This is a genomic window from Alteromonas sp. HB246098 (assembly GCF_054890645.1).
Genome location: NZ_JBTZUG010000001.1, coordinates 783,296 through 804,174, shown reverse-complemented (window position 1 = coordinate 804,174; position 20,879 = coordinate 783,296). Strand labels below are relative to the sequence as shown.

Here is a 20,879-nt window from a genome sequence, read left to right as displayed (position 1 = left end):
AGCAGCTAAAACGACCAGGCAAAGCCTGTTGCTTCTTCTGACACGGCCCAAAGCTTTGTTAGCACTTTTTTGTCTACGACAAAATCCTCTAATTTACATTCTCCAACGGGACCGCCAAAATTCATTAGACCCGTTGGACCATAATAGGCACGCTGTTTAATGTTATCTTCGGTGGCACACATCACTTCAGGGTAGGCGCCTTTCTCTGCAGATTGAGCCAAGCCTATTTTCACCATAAAAGACCAAGAAATGCGTGTTAAAAAGCTAGCGCTTTCTCGTATAAGAGTAGTGTTCGAAGCGCCGGGGTGACACACAAATACCTTCGCTTGCTTGTTATGTGCTTTTACTTTGTCTTGAAGCTCGTATGCAAACATCATTTGCGCCAGTTTACTCTGACTGTATACCTTATTGGGGTTGTAATTTTTGTCCCAGTTCATGTCGTCAAACTGCATGGTTCTTAGCCCCATTTTGTGTCCTTCACTGGCAACGACTACAATGCGTCCCTTCGATTCATTAATACGATCGAATAACAAACCGCACAGTAAAAAGTGCCCGTAGTGGTTAACGCCTAATTGACTTTCAAAGCCATCTTCAGTGAATTGTTGCGTTGAAATCTGCGCAATAGCAGCATTACAAATCAGCGCGTCAATCACTGGAACGCGCGTTAGAATTTCTTTAGCTGATTGTCTCACAGCATTAAGGCTGCTTAGGTCAAGGCGTATATAGCTGACATTGGCATCGTCGCCAAACTCTTGTTTTAGCGTAGCGATAGCGTCATGGGATTTGCTCGGGCTTCGGTTCAGCATGACTACATTCGCACCTTTTGAAAGCAAAATTCGTGTTGCTTCATACCCCGCGCCCGTATTTGCGCCTGTTATTAAAAATGTCTTATCTTTTGCGTTTTCAATACGCGAAGGCGTCCACCCGCCTTTTCCAAATTGATTGCTCATTGCCATCTGCTTAGCACCTTCTGTCACTAAAATTTGTATATTTGTAATATAATGACTATTGCTCCGCTTAAGTAGGCGAAAAACTCTTGAAAACTTGCCTAATCGTATCGCTTTGTTGTTTTGAGTGAAGTTTTTTGCTAGATTCGCAAAACGAAAAGCAGAGCAAAGCACGTGACGTAAATAAATGACGAGATAGTGGTTTAAAACGCTATGAACAAAGCACTAATAAAGCAATTAATTGAAGATAAAGTGGAAAGCAGCGGTTTATACGAAACAGGGATCGACGGTGTTCAATTATTTAAGATAACACAGCCCATCGAATGTGCCCCTGTGGTGTACGAACCGTCACTAACCGCTATTGTTTACGGTGGAAAGGAAGCTATTTTAAATGGAGAAAAGCATACGTTTAATACCAGTAAATACACGTGCTGCACTATGTCTATGCCTGTAGAAGCGGGTATTCCCGACGCTTCGGAAGATAGTCCTCTATTGGGTGTATATATTTCATTAAATAGCAGAATGATGACTGATTTAGCCATAGAGTTTGAAAGTGTAGGCGGTAATTTTCGTCAATCGTCAGCTTCGTCTGTACCCTCGGGTATTGCTTCTGCACATTGGGATGCTGATTTCACCGAAGCTTTATACCGCTTACTTCTGCTCACCGATAACGCTACCGATATAGCTATGTTATCGAGTGCACGCTTACGTGAACTGTATTACTCGGTATTGAAAGGGGAGGCTGGTAACACAGTAAGAGGTAGCTTTGGGTTAGGTAACGCCATAGGGCGCGCTATTGAATACCTGGCCTCCCATGTGGCTGAGAATGTCACTATTGACGATATGGCGAGCAAGGTTGGAATGAGTAAGGCTGTATTTCATCGTAAGTTTAAGCAAGCCACCAATATGTCGCCTATCCAGTTTGTAAAGTCGATGAGATTAAACAACGCGGCAAAACGTATAGCTGACGGCACAAATGTAAGTGTTGCAGCGATGGATGTCGGCTATGTAAGCTCATCGCAATTTAGCCGAGATTTTAAGCGAATGTATGGCTTGTCGCCGAAGCAATGGGAAAAAGAGAATAAAGCTAGAGCCGCGACTATGTTGCAGTAGTTTAGTCAAAATGAGTTTCTGAATTAAAGCACATAGGCGATGGAGTAATAAAAAAGCTCGCGACAGTAGACTGTAGCGAGCTTTCGTTTCATTAGTACAGCAACACTGCTTAGAAGCTAGCGTTACCTGGTGTACGTGGGAATGGGATAACGTCACGTACGTTTTGCATGCCGGTTACGTATGCAACAAGACGTTCGAAACCTAGACCGAAACCTGAGTGAGGTACAGTGCCGTAGCGGCGAAGGTCGCGATACCATGCGTAATCTTCTTTAGATAGTCCCATTTCATCAAGACGAGCGTCGAATACATCTAAACGTTCTTCACGCTGTGAACCACCGATGATTTCACCGATACCTGGCGCTAGTACGTCCATTGCTGCAACGGTTTTGCCGTCGTCGTTAATGCGCATGTAGAAGGCTTTAATATCTTTTGGATAGTTCTGCATGATGATTGGTGCGCCAACATGCTCTTCTGCAAGATAGCGCTCATGCTCAGAAGATAAATCAATACCCCATTCAACAGGAAATTCGAATTTCTTGCCGCAATTTTGAAGAATTTCAATAGCGTCGGTGTAATCCATGCGAACGAAGTCAGAGCTAACTAGCTTTTCTAAACGCTCAACCGCATCTTTTTTGATGCGCTGGGCGAAGAATGCCATATCATCAGGCAATTCTTCTAGTACCGCTTTACACACATACTTCAGCATGTCTTCAGCAAGCTGTGCTACGTCTTTCAATTCAGCAAATGCCACTTCAGGTTCAATCATCCAGAACTCGGCAAGGTGGCGAGATGTGTTTGAGTTCTCTGCACGGAACGTAGGTCCGAAGGTGTATACCTTAGACATAGCCGTACAGTATGTTTCAACGTTAAGTTGACCTGATACTGTCAGGTAAGTTTCTTTACCGAAGAAATCTTCTGAGTAATCAACGTTGCCTTTATCGTCTAGTGGAAGGTTCATCATATCAAGGGTTGATACGCGGAACATTTCACCTGCGCCTTCTGTATCGCTAGCCGTAAGAATTGGGGTAGAGATCCAGTAGTAGCCCTTTTCGTGGAAGAAGCGATGGATAGCCTGCGACAAACAGTTGCGCACGCGTGTTACCGCGCCGATAACGTTCGTGCGTGGGCGAAGGTGTGCATATTCGCGAAGATACTCAATGCTGTGGCGTTTAGCAGCCATTGGGTAGGTATCAGGGTTTTCAACCAAACCTACAATTTCTACCTCGGTAGCATCAATTTCTAGTGATTGCCCTTGGCCTTGCGATTCTTTCACTGTACCGGTTACCGACAATGAGCAACCAGCAGTAAGGCGCTGGATATCGGCGTAATTTGACAGAGAATTTAGCGCAATAACTTGTACAGGATCGAAGCAACTACCATCGTGTAGTGCAATAAATGATAACCCCGCTTTAGAGTCGCGGCGTGTTCTTACCCAACCCTTAACGGTTACCGAATCGCCAACGGCGTACTTACCTTTAAGCACGTCAACTACGGGCGCATGCGTCATGTTAATTTCTCCGTCTTACTGATCTTATGTTGTTGCTCGAATACGCATCGAGTGTATCAACCCAGTGCAATAAACTATGTATGAAAAATTGCACTAAAATTTGCTTTATGGTCAATGTTTTGGATTGCTGTGCCGATAAGTCTTTAATGTCGGTAAAATGCACTTTGAAGTTATGGTTAACTTCTTCATGTCATTTATGTATCGCGAATTATAAAAATAAGTATAAATAACGAGATACACCGAACGGAATTCGCTTCGGCGATGTAAAAATAACCAATGAAATACAATCCAATAGCACGCTAGTATACCCAACATAAAGCGGGATGCCAGAGAACAGAGTGACAAATGGGAAATAAAAATGATTCAGGCACGTCGGTACGTAACCAGCAGCAAACGCAGGGGGAATCGCAACGGGCGTCACAATCCTCTGCAACTGGCGATATTGATAGGCGTTCTATGACCTATGAGCAACTAGCTGAACGGCGTTCGACACCGCGCTCACAAACCCCCTTTTATAAGGTAATGCTTGGCCTCAACGTGTTCGGTTGGGTGGGAATGGTGGTGGTTCTTATATTGTTTCACTACGCTAGGCCCGACTTCATCAGTGGCGTTCAGCAGTATTGGGGAATAGAAGGGGATTCGTCTTGGTCTGAAGGTCATTTGTCTGCCATGACTATTATGCTGCAGATATGCTTAATAGTAAGCCTTGTTAGCATTGTCATGCGTGCAAGACGCAATCGTCGACGCACAGACTCCTTCGGCGTAAACCTTATAATTTTGTTTGCTATTGCGGCAATTAGTTTGATTACTCTTGCTACTACGCTGGGGTTATAGGGCAGGTTAACTAACGAAGTTAATAGCGATAAAATCAAAAAAGCTTGGCACTTTACGTCAGTAGAGCAGCCAAGCTTTTTGTTGTCAGTTAACTATTTTTACTTACGTTCTACAACTCGCGGCTTATATAAATGCTGCCTGAACTAACCAGTAGGTATAAGCAATGTAGGCAAGCACAAATGCGCCACCTTCTAGACGATTAAGACGACCTTGACGTTTAATACCGATACAGAAAATGAAAAGTGCCACGGTAGAGACAAACATAACCATAGCGTCACGGTATAAGAACTCAGCCCCTACTGTCATAGGTTGTATCGTCCCTGCAATACCCACAACGGTTAGGGTATTAAACATATTAGAGCCAATCACATTACCAATCGCTAAATCATGCTCGCCTTTTTTAACTGCCATTAATGATGAGGCGAGTTCGGGTAGTGATGTACCAATGGCTATCACCGTAAGCCCGATAATCGTATCACTTACGCCAAAGAAGGTTGCGTATTCCACTGCGCCCCACACAAGCATGCGAGAGCTTGCAACAAGTAGTAACAAACCGGCAATCAGCCATATAACATGGGTTTTAACGGTGCCTTCGTTGCTGTTGATTTCTTCGTCGTATTCTTCTGCGAGGGCGTCTTTATCGCCTTTCATTGCATGATAGATACTCCATGAAATCAGCAGTACAAATAGTCCTAGCAAAGAAAACGCATCATCTTTGGAAACCGTTAAATCCCATACCTGCCACACAGCAAAAAAAGTGATACCCAGTAATACGGGCAATTCTTTTTTGATAATTTCTGATCTGACCGCAATAGGGCTAATGACGGCGGTTAAGCCTAAAATTAGCAAAATGTTTGCGATATTCGAGCCGTAGGCATTTCCCAACGCAATGCCCGAGTTGCCCTGATACGCAGCGAAGATGGAGACGATGATTTCAGGAGCCGACGTACCAAACCCAATAATAAGCATACCTATTAAGAGGGGGGAAACACCAAAATGATTAGCGACTGATGCGGCGCCACCCACAAATTTTCCTGCACTCCAAAGCAGTACTGGTAAACCGATTAGAATAGCCAGACTGGCTAGTAACATACTTACTCCTCAAACCATTTGTATCGTTCCGCCCATTTCTATTTATAGGCAAAATTAATAAACAAAAGCTGTATCAATAGATTTAATTGTACATCAGTTTTAATTGTCATTTCGATGAAAAAAAGGCGTGCAGATTGTGCTATGCAAAATGAAAGTTAGGCGTAAACTTCGCGCCTAAATAACTGTGTACGCTATTTGAACAGCGCAGTTTAGTTGTTAACCGTCTTACCATTTTTTTAGAAGCGACATTAATGCACAACACCTTGATTGTTACTGATGATGTTACCCCTTTTCGTAACTCTTCATTAACCGTACTTACTTTTCAAGAATATCTTGCTGAGTTCCCAAAGTTAAACGAACCCAAAACCCGGGTTATCAATATTTGCGATACCACGCGATATTTGAGCGAGGGCTATTACTGTTCGCTGCTGGCTCAGGCGCGTAACCATTCGGTATTGCCATCAGTAAATACCGTTAATGATTTACGTATGGCCGAAGAGAAAAGTGTCGATCGCATCGCTTTTTCCTTACAGGTATCTCAAGACAACACTGAAATTAAAAATGAACCTATATTAGTACTTTTCGGTGAAGTGAAAGATCAGCGCTTTAAACGTTTGGCCCGCCAAGCGTTCGAAAAATATCCGTATCCGATATTGATGTTAAGCCTTGTGGTTACCGATAAAAGTGTTTTGCCCAAAACGAAGGGTAAAGCGCAAATTGAAGGCTTTGCCACGTTGCAGGCTAGAGCATTTAAAGATTTAGATGCAGTGCAGCAAGAACACTTCATTCAGCAGCTTGAAGTACACACAAAAATACAGTGGAAAGCAGGTAAAGCAAGTAAGCGCACGCGTTGGGATATGGCCATTTTGGTTAACCCTGAAGAGAGCACGCCGCCTAGTGATGAACGCGCCATTAAAAATTTTGTGAAAGCAGCTGAAAAAGTGGGTTTTCGCGCAGATGTGGTGAGTCGCCTGTCGCAAGAAGAATTGGGGCACTATGATGCATTGTTCATTCGTGAAACCACGGCGATTGACCATCATACTTACCGTTTAGCGCGTGCCGCAGAGCGAGAAGGCATAGTGGTTATGGACGATACGCAGTCAATTCTGCGCTGCTGTAACAAAGTGTACCTGCAGGACGCGTTTGCTTATCAGAAAGTACCGGCGCCGAAAGCCACGTTTGTATCGAGCGCTACCGATGAAGTATGCGAAAAACTCATGGCTGACTTTGGTTTGCCGCTTGTTTTAAAACTGCCAGAGAGCTCGTTTTCACGCGGCGTGCACAAGGCTGAAAATAAAGATGCGCTAAAGACGCATTTAGAACAAATGCTGGCTGAATCGGCGCTTGTTTTGGTTCAGGAATATATATTCACTGAATTCGACTGGCGAATTGGTGTTTTAGGTGGCAAACCTATCTACGCTTGCCAGTATTTTATGGTGCGCAACCATTGGCAGATATACAACCATCAGGGAGATAGATTCTCTTCGGGCGGTTTTACTACAATGCCCACATTTGAAGTTCCCAAGCCGGTACTACAAGCCGCTATAAAGGCCGCGAAAGCCGTGGGTAATGGTCTGTACGGTGTCGATATTAAGCAGACCGGAAATGCTGTTTATGTTATTGAAGTAAACGACAACCCAAGTATCGACTCGGGAGTCGAAGATAAATATTTAGGCAAAGAGCTGTACGAATTGATTATGCAGGAATTTGCTAACAGGCTGGAGCAAAGAGGGCGATGATTACATCGGCTGAGCGAGTAACTGAAGTAAATAGTGGAAGTCCATCGAAAAGCGTAAATAGCGCACCTGATCTTTCAGAGAATGCGATGATGAGTGAACCTACAAAAGATGTCGGTGTGTGTTCAACGCAGTCGAATGTAGTGCTACGTGTGGCGACATTACAAGATCTTGCTTTACTTCAGCATATCGAGCAAACCTGTTTTACCACCGACAGGTTAAGTAAAAGCCGTTTCAAATTTTACATTGATGCCCAGCACGCAGAGCTTATTGTGGCCGAACGTGCACCCTCGAGTTTAGGCTCAAACCTTGACCAAAATAATCAAGGTTTAAATAGCATAGTAGGTTATGGACTGTTGCTGCTGCGACGCGGGACACAACTTACTAGGCTGTATTCTATTGCGGTTCTTCCGGAAGCGCGAGGGCTTGGCGTTGCTGAAAAGCTTATACATAGCTTGGGGGAGCGGGCGCTTTTGCGGGGAAAGCGATTTATGCGCTTGGAAGTGGCAGTAGGTAATGCTGGCGCCATTGCTCTGTATAAAAAATTAGGGTTTAGTCAATTTGGTATGTATACCGATTACTACGACGATCACACTGACGCATTACGTATGCAAAAAGTATTGGTGCCGAGTAAGTCAGTTAAGCCAGAGGTTTATCCGTGGTACCAACAGACGACTGATTTTACCTGCGGTCCGTCAGCATTAATGATGGCAATGTGTGCATTGAACAATCGCTATGAAATGACCCAAGAGAAAGAACTATCGTTGTGGCGTACTGCTACCACTATATTTATGATGTCAGGTCATGGCGGTTGCCACCCGGTAGGATTAGCGCTCGCCGCGGTAAACGAAGGTTATGCAGCGAAAGTGCTCATTAATCAGGATGTCCCGCTTTTTGTTGATGGCGTTAGAAATACTGACAAGAAAGCGATAGTCGAAAATGTTGAATCGCAGTTTATGGCAGAGGCACGTAAGAAAGGCATATCAGTTGCAATATCAGACTGGCCTATGGATGTTATTGACCAAACTCTTAAAGCTGGCGGAGCAGTATTATGCCTAATCAGTACATACGCATTTGATAAGAAAAAGGTGCCCCATTGGGTAGCAATAACTAGCTGCGATCCTCACTGTTACTATCTGCACGATCCAGATGCGAGCGACGGGCAGCCTGTTGAATATCAACACATTCCGGTTGCCCGCGAAGACTTTCTAAGACTTGCCAGCTATGGCACGCGTAAAGTAAGAACATTGGTGCTCCTTAAAAAGAAAAAGTAACACGATTCTTGTTATGGCCTCAGGCATGAAAAAGTGCCAGGGGCCTTAGTGATGCACTCGTGTAACATTAACCTTTTTATTCAATGTTTTGAGCTGCTTTACTAACTGAGATAGCTCTTTCACCGAACCTGAATAATCAATGTGTTTATTCATTTCCTGGCCTTTTACTGCACTCTTATATAGCGCTTCACTTTCAAAGCATGCAGTTTGTTTGTTTAGCGTGTTCCATTCCGCTTCTAGATCGCTTGGGATGCAATGACGTTTAGCAATAATTTTGTCTTTTATTTGCAACACTTTTCCGATCAATAATTGAGCATCTGTAGGCATAATGGTATCTCCTTTGCAATTTATTTAGGTAAGTCGCTGATTTTTGGTTTTTTACCTTTCGCTAGAAGAAATAAACCAATTGTTTGCATCTTACTGTTGAATAAAGAGTTGCATTATTGATGCCACGTTCAATAAGAAGGTGAGAATCCTTTTTCTGCGCGCTTGTAAGTTTGGAAATACCGTCTCAGCTCTTAAACTGCGCTCTTAAAAGACATGAGCAAAGCATCTTTATAATTTCAAAATGCTGAATAAATAGATTTCGACAGAGAGCTAAAACAAGGGATTTATTCTCTTAACCGAATTTAAGAAGAAATGTTTACCCGTAAAATTATCGGGACTTCGAAGAAAAATGTTTTTGCCGAAGCTGCTCTAGTTTTAAGCTGGTGGTGTGGCTGGCGCCATTTATCAAAAACTTATCGATAATTCGCATTATTTCTAAAGCGAATGTTTTCTTAGCACCACGATCGAAAAATTGTGAAAAGCCGTTTTTTTCAGAAAGTACTGAATAAGCTTCTTTAGTAAGTTTGTCCATGCGCCTATTCGACTTTGGTCGTTTTACCAAAGTACAGTTCTGATTGGCTCGCTATTTATAAGAATAGCGTTTGGGTTTGTCCTTGATTTTCTTAACCTGACAATAGCAAAAATGCGGTGTCCAAATTAATAAATTAAGCAAAATAGCGGTAATAAGGCTAAAGACGATTGAGGAGGGGGTTAGCGGTACGGATGGACTAAAATTGTCGAGTACTCGATTTAGCGTGCTGTATTGAGAAGGCGAGGCCATAAACACTAGTTTTTCGAAATAGTGGCCGTGCTCAAGTTTTCTCATACCCTGCTCCAATGTGGTGATCTGGGCAAAGCGACTTGCTTTCATAGACGCATTCTCACGCACTACCGGCTCGCTATTTTTCTGTAAGCTGTCGAGCATAGCTTCCACAGAAGAAAATCCATGTTGTTTAGCGAGTACAGAAGAACTGGATACTTCATCTCTTAGTGCATCGTAGTAGCCATTCAAATATTGGCGATAGTGATCAGCTAAAATAGGTACCTGCAATGTAATAATGAATAAAACTGCAAAGACCACTTTATCAAGAACACGCACTACCATTAAAAACTCGCTATAAAATAATCAGTATTGTCGACTCATTAGTGACCCGCCTAATCGTTGACTTCTAACATCCGTTTATAGAAGCCTTTTAACGCTAGGGGCTCTCGACATTAATTCATCTCATATGACAAAAAGTAAGTGCTAAGCGTAACAACCTCTCACGCTATTTCAAGGCTGTATAAATCGCATGGGTTAACTTACTTAATTGCTCAGAAGATATGATATAGGGAGGCATAATGTATACCAGTTTACCAAAGGGCCTTATCCACACGCCTTCTTCGACGAAATGACGCTGAATTTCGGCAACATTGACTGGGTTTACTGTCTCAACCACCCCAATAGCGCCCAACACCCTAACATCAGCAACGCGGGGTAAGTCTGCACATTTTGCCAACTCGGTTTGTAATTGTTTCTCAATGGCGGGAACTTGTTGCTGCCAATGGTTCTCATTAATGAGTGATAAGCTAGCGTTTGCCACAGCACAAGCTAACGGATTACCCATATAAGTTGGGCCGTGCATAAAAACACCAGGCTCACCTTGGCAAACCCCTAAAGCCACGTCTTCGGTACACAAAGTAGCGGCTAACGTCATATAGCCGCCAGTAATCGCCTTGCCCAAGCACAAAATATCAGGCGAGATACCGGCATGTTCACAAGCGAAGAGCTTACCTGTACGGCCAAATCCAGTAGCAATCTCATCGCAAATTAAAAGAACATCATAGGTGTCACACAGTTGGCGACAACGTTTTAAGTATTCAGGATGGTAAATACGCATGCCACCTGCACCTTGAACGATAGGCTCTAGAATTAACGCCGCCATGGTGTGGTGATGCTTTTCAAAAATCTCTTCAAGTGGAAGAATGTCATCTTCGCTAAACGTTTGACCAAAGCGAGTTTGAGGTGCGGGCGCGAAAATCTGCTTGCTTAATACACCTTCAAACAAACTGTGCATGCCGTTTACTGGGTCGCACACACTCATAGCGGCGAACGTATCGCCATGATAACCATTGCGCGGCGCGACAATGCGCGACTTCTCTGAGCGCCCTTGGCATGCCCAATACTGAATCGCCATTTTTATCGCTACTTCAACAGATACTGAGCCAGAGTCTGCCAAAAATACACGCTCCAAACCTGCCGGCACCATGTTAAGTAACGATTTACACACATCCACCGCCGGCTGGTGGGTAATACCGCCAAACATAACGTGAGAAAATGCGTCAATTTGCTTGTGCGCAGCATCGTTGAGTACAGGGTGGTTGTAGCCGTGAATTGCTGCCCACCAGCTAGACATGCCGTCTACTAGCACTTCACCGGTGGCCAAGGTAAGTTCGGCACCTTTTGCACCAACTACTTCATAGCATGGAAGGGGATTAACCGCCGAGGTATAGGGGTGCCAAATGTGTTGTTTATCAAATTCTATATTGTTCACAAATTAACCGTTGGTAAAGGTTTGAAAATGGTCAGAGTTGACAACTCGATATTGGGGCATAGACTAAGCCAGCAATAATAATTAGTAAAGGACAGTCAATGACGCTGGCTAGTGCGCCTTCTGCGCAAACGACAACTATTCGAAACGATTGGACCAAAGCCGAAGTCGAAGCTTTGTTTGCCATGCCATTTAACGATTTACTGTTTAATGCCCAAGTAGTGCATAGACAGCATTTTAATCCGAATGAAGTGCAGGTTAGCACGCTTTTGTCGATTAAAACCGGTGCATGCCCTGAAGACTGTAAGTACTGCCCACAAAGTGCCCGCTATGATACGGGCCTTGAGAAAGAGCGCCTGCTAGAAATTGAAAAAGTTATCCAGCGTGCGAAAGAGGCAAAGCAAGTAGGCTCAACCCGTTTTTGTATGGGGGCCGCTTGGCGAAATCCACGTGACAGAGACATGCCTTACATATTAAAAATGGTTGAAGAAGTGAAAAGCTTAGGGCTGGAAACCTGTATGACGTTGGGTATGCTAACCCGTGACCAAGCAGTTGCACTTAAACAAGCGGGTTTAGATTATTATAACCATAACTTAGACACCTCACCGGAATACTACGGCGATATTATTACCACTCGTACCTATCAAGACCGCTTAAATACGTTGGAAAATGTGCGGGCAGCGGGTATGAATGTTTGCTCAGGTGGCATTGTGGGCATGGGAGAAACGGTGAGCGACCGCGCCAGTATGCTGGTGCAGCTAGCAAACCTTCCCGAACAGCCGCAAAGTGTGCCTATTAATATGTTGGTAAAAGTTAAAGGTACGCCGCTAGATAGTGTAGAAGACCTAGACTATTTTGAGTTTATTCGCACCATTGCGGTTGCCCGCATCATGATGCCTAAGTCACACGTACGATTGTCGGCAGGCCGCGAAGCCATGAACGAGCAAATGCAGGCGCTATGCTTTATGGCGGGAGCCAATTCAATATTCTATGGTTGCAAGCTGCTAACTACCTCTAACCCTGATACCCACGAAGATGTCATGCTGTTTAAAAAGCTTGGAATCAATACTGAGCGTACGCGAGATTACTCTGATGAAGCGCATCAACAGGTATTAGAAGAGGAGATTGCACAGCAAGAACAGGCCGGCGACAGTAACGACTTGTTTATTGATGCAACCAAGCCTAAGGTAGCGGCAAAGAAACAGCAATTAACGGAGGCGTAATGGCCTTTAATTGGTTAGGCGATTCATTGAGCGCGCGTGCTCAAGAAGGCTTGCTGCGCCAGCGTCACTGTCAGCAGTACGAAAAAGACAGCATTATTTGCATTAATGGTGAGCACTACCTTAATTTTTCGAGCAATGACTACCTAGGCATGCGACAGCATGAAGGCGTATTGCAAAGTTGGGTTGAAGGATTGGCGCAATTTGGTGGGGGCAGCGGCGCATCGCCCTTGGTCACGGGGCATACGCAGGCTCATTTAGCGCTTGAAGCTTATATTGCCGATGGTTTAAACCGTGAATCAGCACTGCTGTTTAACTCTGGCTTTGCCGCCAATCAAGCGTTGTGTATGGCTCTTTTTCCTCATATGTCTCACGCTAGCAGTAGCGGGGCGCTTGGGCACATTATTGCTGACAAGCTCATGCATGCATCGTTTTTAGAAGGTGCACAGTGTGTATCCGAGCGCGCGAAGCTTCGCCGCTTTAAGCATAACGATCTTAACCACTTAGAAAGCGTGCTTTCAGGTGTTTGCTATACCCCAATGCTTGCTGCGGATGCGCATAGCGAAATTGGTGCTGACGCTAATTTTAAATCAAGCCAACAAGATATTCTTATTGCCAGCGAAGGCGTGTTTAGCATGGACGGTGATGCTGCGCCTTGCAAAGATATGGCCGATATCGCCGCGAAATATAATGCATGGTTTATGTTAGACGATGCACATGGCATGGGAGTTTTAGGCGAAAATGGTTTTGGTACTGTAGAAGCACTTAGCTTAAGCCAGCAACAGGTTCCAGTTGTTATGGGAACATTCGGGAAAGCGGTAGGCACAGCAGGCGCATTTATTGCCGGAAGCCAAACCCTTATCGATTATCTAGTGAATTTTTCTAAGCACTATGTGTATTCAACTGCCATGCCCCCAGCGCAAGCGGTGGCAACCTTATATTCACTCACCCATATTGCCAGTGATACCGCTCGTCGCGAATTGCTTACCAACAATATTTCCTATTTCAGAGAGTCGTTCCACAAACGTTTTGGACAGACACTCGATGCGAACAAGGAAAGTGATAATTCAGACCATATCACCTTAGGAACTATCACCTTAGGAACCTCGCAAAGCGCTATTCAGCCGGTTATTGTCGGCAGCCCAGAGCGTGCCGTTGCGTTAAGTGAAGGTCTAAAACAACGGGGGATTTGGGCAACCGCTATCCGGCAACCAACCGTACCGAAAAACCAAGACAGGCTGCGTATAACCTTAACCGCAAATCATACCACTCAGGATATCGATGTGTTAATTGATGCGCTTGAATTGTCAGTCAATGGTTTAAACGAGCTATCGTGTGGCGTTGGAAGTGAGCCTTCTGCTAAAAGGGAAGCATAAAGTACGATGAATGCCGTAACCGCCCGAAATTCTGTAAATTAGAAAGAGATGTAAAGATGTCGGCAAGCCCAGCTGAAAAATCAGCGACATTGAGAGAGCCATTGGAACCTTTTGTAGGTCAATCATTAAATGATACGGCAAGAGTGCTTCCTCAAAATGAAGACGCTTTCGTAGCAGAGTTTTGTAATTCCACGGTTGCCGAATCAGCTGACGGTACCGGCAAAGCTAGCAAAGCGGTTAGTACGCAAACTATCAACGAGCAGAGCATTGCACACCGTTTCTCAAAAGCGGCAGTAAAGTACGACAGTATTGCGTGTATTCAGCGTAATATAGCCGAGCAGGGGTTAGCAAACTTACCAAAGGCTTTGCAGGGCGATGCCCTCGATATAGGCTGTGGAACCGGTATTCACACACAGGAAATTCTTAAAAAAGGGGCTGTTGCAACTGGAGTAGACATTGCTGAGGGTATGTTGGCGCAGGCACGAAAAAAGTACTCTGACCCCATTTTCGTAGAAGGTAGTGCCGTTGATTTACCATTCTCTGAAAACACGTTTTCAACGGTGTTTTCGTCCATGGCGCTGCAGTGGGCGAGTGACACAAACCTTGTTGCTAGCGAGATAGCGCGAGTGCTTAAACAGGGAGGTATCGCTGAGCTTGCTATTATGGTGTCGGGCTCTTTTGATGAGCTTAAAACTGCACGTAAAGTGGCGCAGCTTTCGCAAGCCGAAACTCACCTGCCGACTACCGCACAGTGGGTGAGTGGGTTTAAGCAATCAGGGCTTCGCTTACAACGAGTTATTACCAAAGATTATGTTGATACTCACCAAGATATTATGTCGCTACTGCACTCGGTGAAAGGTGTAGGAGCGGGTGAGACTGGCCGAAAGCAACCTCCGCTTACCCGTCGAGATATTAAAAAATTAGCAATGGCTTACAGCAATATAAGTGGTGTAGAAAGTAAGTTACCGCTTACCTACCGCGTGAGTCATTTTAGATTGGAAAAACGATGAAGCAGTATTTCATTACCGGTACCGACACAGAGGTCGGGAAAACCTATGTCACCTGCCAATTACTAAAAGCTGCGCAAAAAGCATCGCTTACCAGCATCGGCTATAAACCTATTGCAGCTGGTTGTGAGCAGGTTAACGGTGAGTGGGTTAACGATGATGCGCTAAATATTCAAAAAGCGTGCTCTAAAATACGCGAAAACAAAGCCATTAAAGCTATAGATAATACCGAGCTAAAAAGCGCAAGCGAAGAAAATGGACAGACACTTCCTTTACATCAAATAAACCCTATCGCATTAAGACCGCCCATTGCGCCACATATTGCAGCACTTGAAGAAGGTGTGGCGTTAAGCTTTGAAAAAATTGCGCAAGGCCTTGATAAACTGCTTGCTTATCAGCCAGATCTCTTGTTGATGGAAGGCGCTGGCGGGTGGCGCTTACCCTTAATCGTGGGCGATGAGTATACGCCTACGTATTATCTATCCGATGTTGTGAAAGCGCTCAACATGGAGGTGATTTTCGTTGTGGGTATGCGTCTAGGCTGCTTAAATCATGCGCTATTAACCGCAGAAGCGATACGCGCAGATGGGCTAAACATTAAAGGGTGGGTGGCTAACGACATCACAGGTAACATGACGCGATACCAGGAAAACCTGCATTCTCTAAAAGCCATGTTACCCGAGCCACTGCTGGCAGAAATTCCCTACCAGCGTGAGCCTGATGAAGAAGCGCTATTCGCCGCTATCAAGCAAATAAGTTAAATCATCACCTGAATTAATTAGCGTTTTTTCTTCACCTAAGAAGATGAATCCGTCTTTTTCACCGACTAAAGTAAGTTGGTTATTACAAAGACGTAACGCAGTGCCTTCACGGATAGCCACTACCGGCGTGGTTGGGTTTAGCGTAGTAAACTCGGCCAATCGCTGATCGCGGGTTTCACCATTATGGCCAGGAGGCTGATAATCGGTGTAGTGCGGGTTCAACTGGAACGGCACGATATCTAGCGCATCAAAACTAGGCGGCTCAATAATAGGCATGTCATTAGTGGTTCTAATCGATTCGCCACAGATATTCGAGCCCGCGCTCCATCCAATATAAGGCGTGCAATCGGCGATGGCGTGCTTTATTGGTACAATAAGCGCGTTTGCATAAAGTGTTGAAAGCAGGTGAAAGGTGTTTCCACCACCTACCACAATGGCTTGGCCATTTTTCTTCGCATTGTTTACGGCGGCCACAGGGTCTTCTACTGTATGTAGCCCAGTAACATTACATTCTGGCAGGGCAGTAGCAACAGCATCTACATAACTGTCGTACGTTTGGGTTACAGCTGCGTAAGGAACAAATAGGAGGTCGCGAATTTCGCCTAAGTGTGCAAAAATAAGTCCTCTAGCGTGCTCTAGGTAAGCCTCGTCGCCTTGACGAGAGCTACTTAGCATAAGTACATGTGCGGTCATACTAACTCCACAATTTTTCTGACGGCGTATCATACGCGAAACTGGGCACAAAGTTTAGTCGCGCTCCGTCACTGCGTTTAAATAGGATTTTGAATGAAACAATCTACATCGGTGTTGTTCGTGTGTTTGGGTAATATTTGCCGCTCTCCAACCGCAGAGGCCGTGTTCAAGCACAAAGCTCAAAAAGCCGGGTTAAATATTGAAATCGATTCTGCGGGGACGCATGGTTACCACATTGGGAAACCAGCAGATAAGCGTTCACAGGCGGCTGGGGTCGACAGAGGTTACAGCTTTAAGGGGCTTAAATGTCGCCGTGTTGATGAAAGTGATTTTGAGCGCTTCGACTATATTTTAGCTATGGATAATAGCAACTTGGCAAATTTACATGGCATGTCGCCAAGCCAGTACCAGGAAAAAATTAAGCTCTTTCTGGACTTCGCAAATGTGGAAGACAAAGAAGTGCCTGACCCATACTACGGAGGAAAGCGAGGCTTTGAGTTGGTGTTAGACTTAATTGAAGAAGCATCGGACGGTTTGATTGAGCACATTAAGCAAACCCAACAACTATAATCAGAAGCAGAAGCCTTATTCACAAGCCAAAACTGAGAAGCGGCCTTGCGAGTCAAATTTAGAACGCATACTGAGAAGCGATTTTGAGAGCCATGGAAACTAAAAGCACAGCCCTTTCTCTGGTTGTAATAACGCTACTTTGTTTGTTAGTCGTTGGAGTGGTGGGTGTTATTGGCGTGACAGGGTTTGCTAACGCGGCTGACGGCTTAAAGCAGCATATTATCGTTCAGCTTCAAATACCGCTTATACTTACCGCATGCTTAGTAGGGGCGGCGCTTTCCGTAAGTGGCGCAACCTTACAGGTGGTACTTCGAAACCCGCTAGCCGACCCAGGAATCATAGGCATAACCAGCGGAGCGAGTTTAGTTGCCGCACTATTGCTACTGTTAACACCGCAATGGGCTACAGCCTACCTGCATTACTTACTGCCTTTGGGGTGCTTTGTGGGTGCCTTGTTATCTACTTTTGTTATTTACCGTCTAGCTAGAAAATTGCTGGGCTCCTCCACTGCTGTAATTCTTGCTGGTATTGCCATATCGACGCTTAGTGGGGCTGTTATTGCCTGGCTTTATATGTTCAGCGACGCTAATGCCCTTCGCAACCTCACTTTTTGGCTAATGGGCAGCTTATATCAAACTAATTGGTTAATTTTATCGGTAGGAGGCCCGCTGATAGTTATAGCTGTAGGTTTACAGCTTTTTTTCGCAGGTGATTTGAACAAGCTATATGCCGGCGAACTTGCGGCAAAAAGTAGCGGTGTGGATGTGGAAAGACTTACTGAACGTGCCCTCATCGTTTGCGCTATCGCGGTGGGTACGGCGGTGTCGATGGCTGGGTCTATTGCGTTTGTAGGCTTACTCGTTCCTCATATTTTGCGTTTGATCATCGGGCATAACAATCGCTATTTATTGCCCTTAAGTGCGCTAAGTGGTGCAAGTCTTTTAATGCTGGTAGCGCTAAGCTCTGAAATGACTCGCGCCATTACACTTCCTGTCTCTATGGTTACAGCAACGCTAGGTGGCCCGTTACTTATTTGGGCGCTGGCAAAAGGCCAGCTTAAAGGCTGATGAAATGACGACACCGAATCCTTTTACGCTAAAGCAACCTGATCCTTATAGTGAAGTAGATTCAAGTACAAATGGATGTCATGCGGTTAGTTACAACAAAACGCCTTGCATCAATAGTAGCGAAAGTGCTTCGGATGCTTCAATGATTTTAAGCCTACAAAACGTAAGCATTGGGTCACGGCTGAGGGTGGAAGGATTAAGCGCGAAAAAGGGCGAATGTATTCATATCATAGGGCCAAACGGGGCAGGGAAGTCGACGCTGCTACTTACCCTTGCAGGGCTGATTGAAGCTGATGACGGTAAAGTAATGCTGCATGGCAAGCCAATGGGTAGTTGGTCACTTGCCACGCTTGCTAGCGTACGTACTTTGTTAGCTCAGCAGAGTGAAAGTGGGTTTCACCTTTCAGTTAAGGAATACTTAAGTTTTTATACAGCAGAAAACCAGTCTTCGCTTATCCCCCCGGTTTTAGAAAAGGCCCTTGAAGTGTCAGGCTTTTCAAACAAAATCCTTACCCAGCTTTCTGGCGGCGAACGTCAGCGTGTAGAAATTTGTCGAGCACTTTTACAAATATGGCCCCAGTTAGAGCGGGGAGAGGGTTTAGCGTTTTTAGATGAGCCACTACAAGGGCTTGATATTAGGCATCAGTATGCGCTGGCCAGCTTAGTAAAATTCCTTTGTAGTAAAGGAAATACAATACTCATGACGTCTCATGATATCGCACTTAGCGCAAACTACTGCGATAGTCTATGGTTAATGCACAAAGGTAGTATGGTAGCGCAGGGAGAGCCACAAGACGTAGCGACGCAAGTAAACCTTGAGAAGGTGTTTGAATGCCATTTTGCTATAAGCAAGCACGATAACTTTCTAGAAATTCAAGTTTGCGCACCTATTTCCTTAGGATAAATGTGGTAAAGTGCCACCACATTTTTAGATTCATAATTTCATATTAGGCTGATTATAAAAATGCGTTACAGGCATACTGTGAAGCGCGCTACAGTCTTATTATTCGAAGCAATAAGTTTCAATAACTATTTTCAGTAAAACGTTTGCCCTACGTTTTTTATTCAGGAGAACACCGTTGAGTAATTGGCAAGTAGACAGTTGGAGAAATAAACCTATTCTTCAGCAACCACAGTACGATGACAAAGTACGTTTAAATGAAGTAGAGCAAACACTAAGTTCTTATCCTCCGCTTGTATTCGCTGCCGAAGCCCGTGAACTTAGACGTCAGCTAGGTGAAGTGAGCTTGGGTAAAGGCTTTCTTTTGCAAGGCGGTGACTGCGCTGAGTCGTTTGACGAGTTTAATGCGCCTAAAATTCGCGATACCTTTAAAGTTATTCTGCAAATGGCGATTGTGCTTACCTTTGCTGGGCGCTGCCCGGTAACCAAGGTTGCACGCATGGCAGGCCAGTATGCTAAGCCGCGTTCATCAGACTTTGAAACCCGTGGTGACGTGACCTTGCCAAGCTATCGTGGCGATATCATCAATAACTTTGAGTTTACTGAAGCGGCCCGTCGACCAGACCCTGATCGCTTATTAGAAGCGTACCATCGCAGTGCTTCAACCTTGAACCTTCTTCGCGCATTTGCCCAGGGAGGTTTGGCCGACCTTCACGAAGTGAACCGGTGGAACATGGCGTTTGTTGAAAACAACCCGCTTAAAGAACGTTATTCGGATATGGCTAACCGTATTCAAGATACGCTTGAGTTTATGGATGTAATTGGCATTAACGCACAAACTAGCTCAACGCTACATGAAACCTCGCTGTTTACGTCGCACGAAGCTTTGCTATTAAACTACGAACAGGCGCTTACGCGCATTGATACGCTAACCGGCAAGCCTTACGACTGTTCTGCGCATATGGTGTGGATTGGTGAGCGTACCCGTCAACTTGATCATGCTCACGTTGAGTTTTTCCGTGGTATTCACAATCCAATTGGTGTGAAAGTTGGGCCAAGCATGCAGGAAGACGAGCTTATTCGTCTAATTGATGCGCTTAATCCGCTAAATGACCCTGGGCGTTTAACGCTTATTACTCGCATGGGAGCTGATAACTTAGCCGACAACCTGCCACGACTACTGCGTAAAGTAAAAGCGGAAGGCAGACATGTTGTGTGGAGTTCGGACCCAATGCACGGCAACACGTTCTCAGCGTCAAGCGGCTACAAAACCCGTAACTTCGATGCAATTTTGAAAGAAATTAAACAGTTCTTCCAAGCGCATGAAGCAGAAGGAACTCATGCCGGTGGTATTCACCTTGAAATGACCGGTCAGCACGTAACGGAATGTACTGGTGGTGCTTATCAAATTAGCGATGATGATTTAGCCCAGGCATATAAAACACAATGTGATCCGCGCCTGAATGCGGACCAAGTGCTTGAGATGGCATTCTTGGTAGCTGATCATTTGCGTAATGCGTAATGCGTAATGCGTAATGCGTGAATCGCAATAAGACTTACAAACGGGCAGCGAAACAAGCGCTGCCCGTTTTTTTCATAGCAGTTGTTCTCTTTCTTCTTCACTTAAAATTCCGGTGAAGATAGTTTCTCTTCTCAAATTGGCTGTTCGCTCGTCATCGGCCAACAATAAAGCTTTAAATACATCGGGTTCATGGCGGGCTTCTATAATGCCCTTCCATAGCAGGTAGCTACCATAACGCATCATTTTGTTTTGATATCGGGTTTCTAAAGTGTGTTCAGCTTGTTCAAAAAGTTCTGGATAAGATAGCAACTTGTCAGCTATCGCGTTGTGAATCTTTTTGATGCGCTCGTTTACGTCACTTCGACGTTGTTTTCTGGGTCTTGCAAACATAAATCTTCTTG

General features: G+C 44.8%; 21 protein-coding genes. 12 read left to right on the top strand and 9 right to left on the bottom strand.

Annotated features, from left to right (window positions below):
• Positions 1 to 5: 5 nt before the first annotated feature.
• Positions 6 to 956 carry an SDR family oxidoreductase gene (locus ACYTPF_RS03445; protein WP_461851217.1) on the bottom strand — a complete coding sequence of 317 codons (951 nt, stop codon included), beginning with the start codon at positions 954 to 956 and terminating at the stop codon, positions 6 to 8.
• A 204-nt stretch (positions 957 to 1,160) separates the two neighbouring features.
• Here ACYTPF_RS03445 and ACYTPF_RS03440 point away from each other — a divergent pair, with 204 nt between their 5' ends.
• Positions 1,161 to 2,060 carry an AraC family transcriptional regulator gene (locus ACYTPF_RS03440; RefSeq protein ID WP_461851216.1) on the top strand — a complete coding sequence of 300 codons (900 nt, stop codon included), beginning with the start codon at positions 1,161 to 1,163 and terminating at the stop codon, positions 2,058 to 2,060.
• Between the two features lie 109 nt (positions 2,061 to 2,169).
• On the opposite strand, the gene asnS is transcribed toward ACYTPF_RS03440, so the two are convergent.
• Entirely contained in the window at positions 2,170 to 3,567 is a 1,398-nt protein-coding gene (asnS, locus tag ACYTPF_RS03435) for an asparagine--tRNA ligase (RefSeq protein ID WP_461851215.1), read from the bottom strand.
• Positions 3,568 to 4,023: 456 nt separating this feature from the next.
• Here asnS and ACYTPF_RS03430 point away from each other — a divergent pair, with 456 nt between their 5' ends.
• Positions 4,024 to 4,401 carry a hypothetical protein gene (locus ACYTPF_RS03430; RefSeq protein ID WP_442864420.1) on the top strand — a complete coding sequence of 126 codons (378 nt, stop codon included), beginning with the start codon at positions 4,024 to 4,026 and terminating at the stop codon, positions 4,399 to 4,401.
• A gap of 123 nt (positions 4,402 to 4,524) precedes the next feature.
• Here ACYTPF_RS03430 and ACYTPF_RS03425 read toward each other — a convergent pair whose 3' ends face one another.
• A complete protein-coding gene (locus ACYTPF_RS03425; protein WP_179982873.1) occupies positions 4,525 to 5,493 on the bottom strand; it encodes a calcium/sodium antiporter in 969 nt (322 codons plus the stop codon).
• Positions 5,494 to 5,744: 251 nt separating this feature from the next.
• Here ACYTPF_RS03425 and ACYTPF_RS03420 point away from each other — a divergent pair, with 251 nt between their 5' ends.
• Together ACYTPF_RS03420 and ACYTPF_RS03415 are read left to right on the top strand one after the other, a co-directional pair.
• Positions 5,745 to 7,232: a RimK family protein gene (locus tag ACYTPF_RS03420; protein WP_461851214.1), complete on the top strand. Its 1,488-nt coding sequence runs from the start codon at positions 5,745 to 5,747 to the stop codon at positions 7,230 to 7,232.
• The gene (locus tag ACYTPF_RS03415) at positions 7,229 to 8,503 is read left to right on the top strand and encodes a GNAT family N-acetyltransferase/peptidase C39 family protein (RefSeq protein ID WP_461851213.1); all 1,275 of its coding nucleotides are present in this window, start codon (positions 7,229 to 7,231) and stop codon (positions 8,501 to 8,503) included. The genes ACYTPF_RS03420 and ACYTPF_RS03415 overlap by 4 nt, the downstream gene beginning before the upstream one ends.
• Before the next feature lie 45 nt (positions 8,504 to 8,548).
• Here ACYTPF_RS03415 and ACYTPF_RS03410 read toward each other — a convergent pair whose 3' ends face one another.
• The 4 genes from ACYTPF_RS03410 to bioA all read right to left on the bottom strand — a co-directional run bounded on the left by ACYTPF_RS03410 (position 8,549) and on the right by bioA (position 11,364).
• Positions 8,549 to 8,830 carry a hypothetical protein gene (locus tag ACYTPF_RS03410; RefSeq protein ID WP_179982876.1) on the bottom strand — a complete coding sequence of 94 codons (282 nt, stop codon included), beginning with the start codon at positions 8,828 to 8,830 and terminating at the stop codon, positions 8,549 to 8,551.
• Between the two features lie 328 nt (positions 8,831 to 9,158).
• Positions 9,159 to 9,362: a hypothetical protein gene (locus ACYTPF_RS03405; RefSeq protein WP_461851212.1), complete on the bottom strand. Its 204-nt coding sequence runs from the start codon at positions 9,360 to 9,362 to the stop codon at positions 9,159 to 9,161.
• 51 nt (positions 9,363 to 9,413) lie between these two features.
• On the bottom strand, positions 9,414 to 9,935 hold the full coding sequence (locus ACYTPF_RS03400) for a DUF2937 family protein (protein ID WP_179982877.1): 522 nt from the start codon (positions 9,933 to 9,935) through the stop codon (positions 9,414 to 9,416).
• Positions 9,936 to 10,098: 163 nt separating this feature from the next.
• Positions 10,099 to 11,364, bottom strand: a complete 1,266-nt coding sequence (bioA, locus tag ACYTPF_RS03395; protein ID WP_269916172.1) for an adenosylmethionine--8-amino-7-oxononanoate transaminase — start codon at positions 11,362 to 11,364, stop codon at positions 10,099 to 10,101.
• A 98-nt stretch (positions 11,365 to 11,462) separates the two neighbouring features.
• Here bioA and bioB point away from each other — a divergent pair, with 98 nt between their 5' ends.
• The 4 genes from bioB to bioD are packed head-to-tail and all read left to right on the top strand — an operon-like array spanning position 11,463 to position 15,725.
• On the top strand, positions 11,463 to 12,584 hold the full coding sequence (gene bioB / locus ACYTPF_RS03390; protein WP_461851211.1) for a biotin synthase BioB: 1,122 nt from the start codon (positions 11,463 to 11,465) through the stop codon (positions 12,582 to 12,584).
• Entirely contained in the window at positions 12,584 to 13,957 is a 1,374-nt protein-coding gene (locus ACYTPF_RS03385; protein ID WP_461851210.1) for an aminotransferase class I/II-fold pyridoxal phosphate-dependent enzyme, read from the top strand. The genes bioB and ACYTPF_RS03385 overlap by 1 nt, the downstream gene beginning before the upstream one ends.
• A 56-nt stretch (positions 13,958 to 14,013) precedes the next feature.
• Entirely contained in the window at positions 14,014 to 14,967 is a 954-nt protein-coding gene (locus ACYTPF_RS03380) for a methyltransferase domain-containing protein (RefSeq protein ID WP_461851209.1), read from the top strand.
• Positions 14,964 to 15,725 carry a dethiobiotin synthase gene (gene bioD, locus ACYTPF_RS03375; protein WP_461851208.1) on the top strand — a complete coding sequence of 254 codons (762 nt, stop codon included), beginning with the start codon at positions 14,964 to 14,966 and terminating at the stop codon, positions 15,723 to 15,725. Before ACYTPF_RS03380 ends, bioD begins: the two co-directional genes overlap by 4 nt.
• Here the strand turns inward: bioD and pepE are convergent.
• Positions 15,696 to 16,418, bottom strand: coding sequence for a dipeptidase PepE (gene pepE / locus ACYTPF_RS03370; RefSeq protein WP_179982883.1), 723 nt, complete (start codon positions 16,416 to 16,418; stop codon positions 15,696 to 15,698). The genes bioD and pepE overlap by 30 nt on opposite strands.
• A 93-nt stretch (positions 16,419 to 16,511) precedes the next feature.
• Here pepE and ACYTPF_RS03365 point away from each other — a divergent pair, with 93 nt between their 5' ends.
• The 4 genes from ACYTPF_RS03365 to ACYTPF_RS03350 all read left to right on the top strand — a co-directional run bounded on the left by ACYTPF_RS03365 (position 16,512) and on the right by ACYTPF_RS03350 (position 20,478).
• Positions 16,512 to 16,988, top strand: a complete 477-nt coding sequence (locus ACYTPF_RS03365) for a low molecular weight protein-tyrosine-phosphatase (RefSeq protein WP_461851207.1) — start codon at positions 16,512 to 16,514, stop codon at positions 16,986 to 16,988.
• Positions 16,989 to 17,080: 92 nt separating this feature from the next.
• Positions 17,081 to 18,055, top strand: a complete 975-nt coding sequence (locus ACYTPF_RS03360) for a FecCD family ABC transporter permease (protein WP_461851206.1) — start codon at positions 17,081 to 17,083, stop codon at positions 18,053 to 18,055.
• A 4-nt stretch (positions 18,056 to 18,059) separates the two neighbouring features.
• Positions 18,060 to 18,959 (top strand): ATP-binding cassette domain-containing protein, encoded by a 900-nt coding sequence (locus ACYTPF_RS03355; RefSeq protein ID WP_461851205.1) that lies wholly within the window; start codon positions 18,060 to 18,062, stop codon positions 18,957 to 18,959.
• Between the two features lie 175 nt (positions 18,960 to 19,134).
• Positions 19,135 to 20,478, top strand: coding sequence for a class II 3-deoxy-7-phosphoheptulonate synthase (locus ACYTPF_RS03350; protein ID WP_461851204.1), 1,344 nt, complete (start codon positions 19,135 to 19,137; stop codon positions 20,476 to 20,478).
• 72 nt (positions 20,479 to 20,550) lie between these two features.
• On the opposite strand, the gene ACYTPF_RS03345 is transcribed toward ACYTPF_RS03350, so the two are convergent.
• Positions 20,551 to 20,868: a hypothetical protein gene (locus ACYTPF_RS03345; RefSeq protein WP_179982888.1), complete on the bottom strand. Its 318-nt coding sequence runs from the start codon at positions 20,866 to 20,868 to the stop codon at positions 20,551 to 20,553.
• Between the last annotated feature and the right edge of the window lie 11 nt (positions 20,869 to 20,879).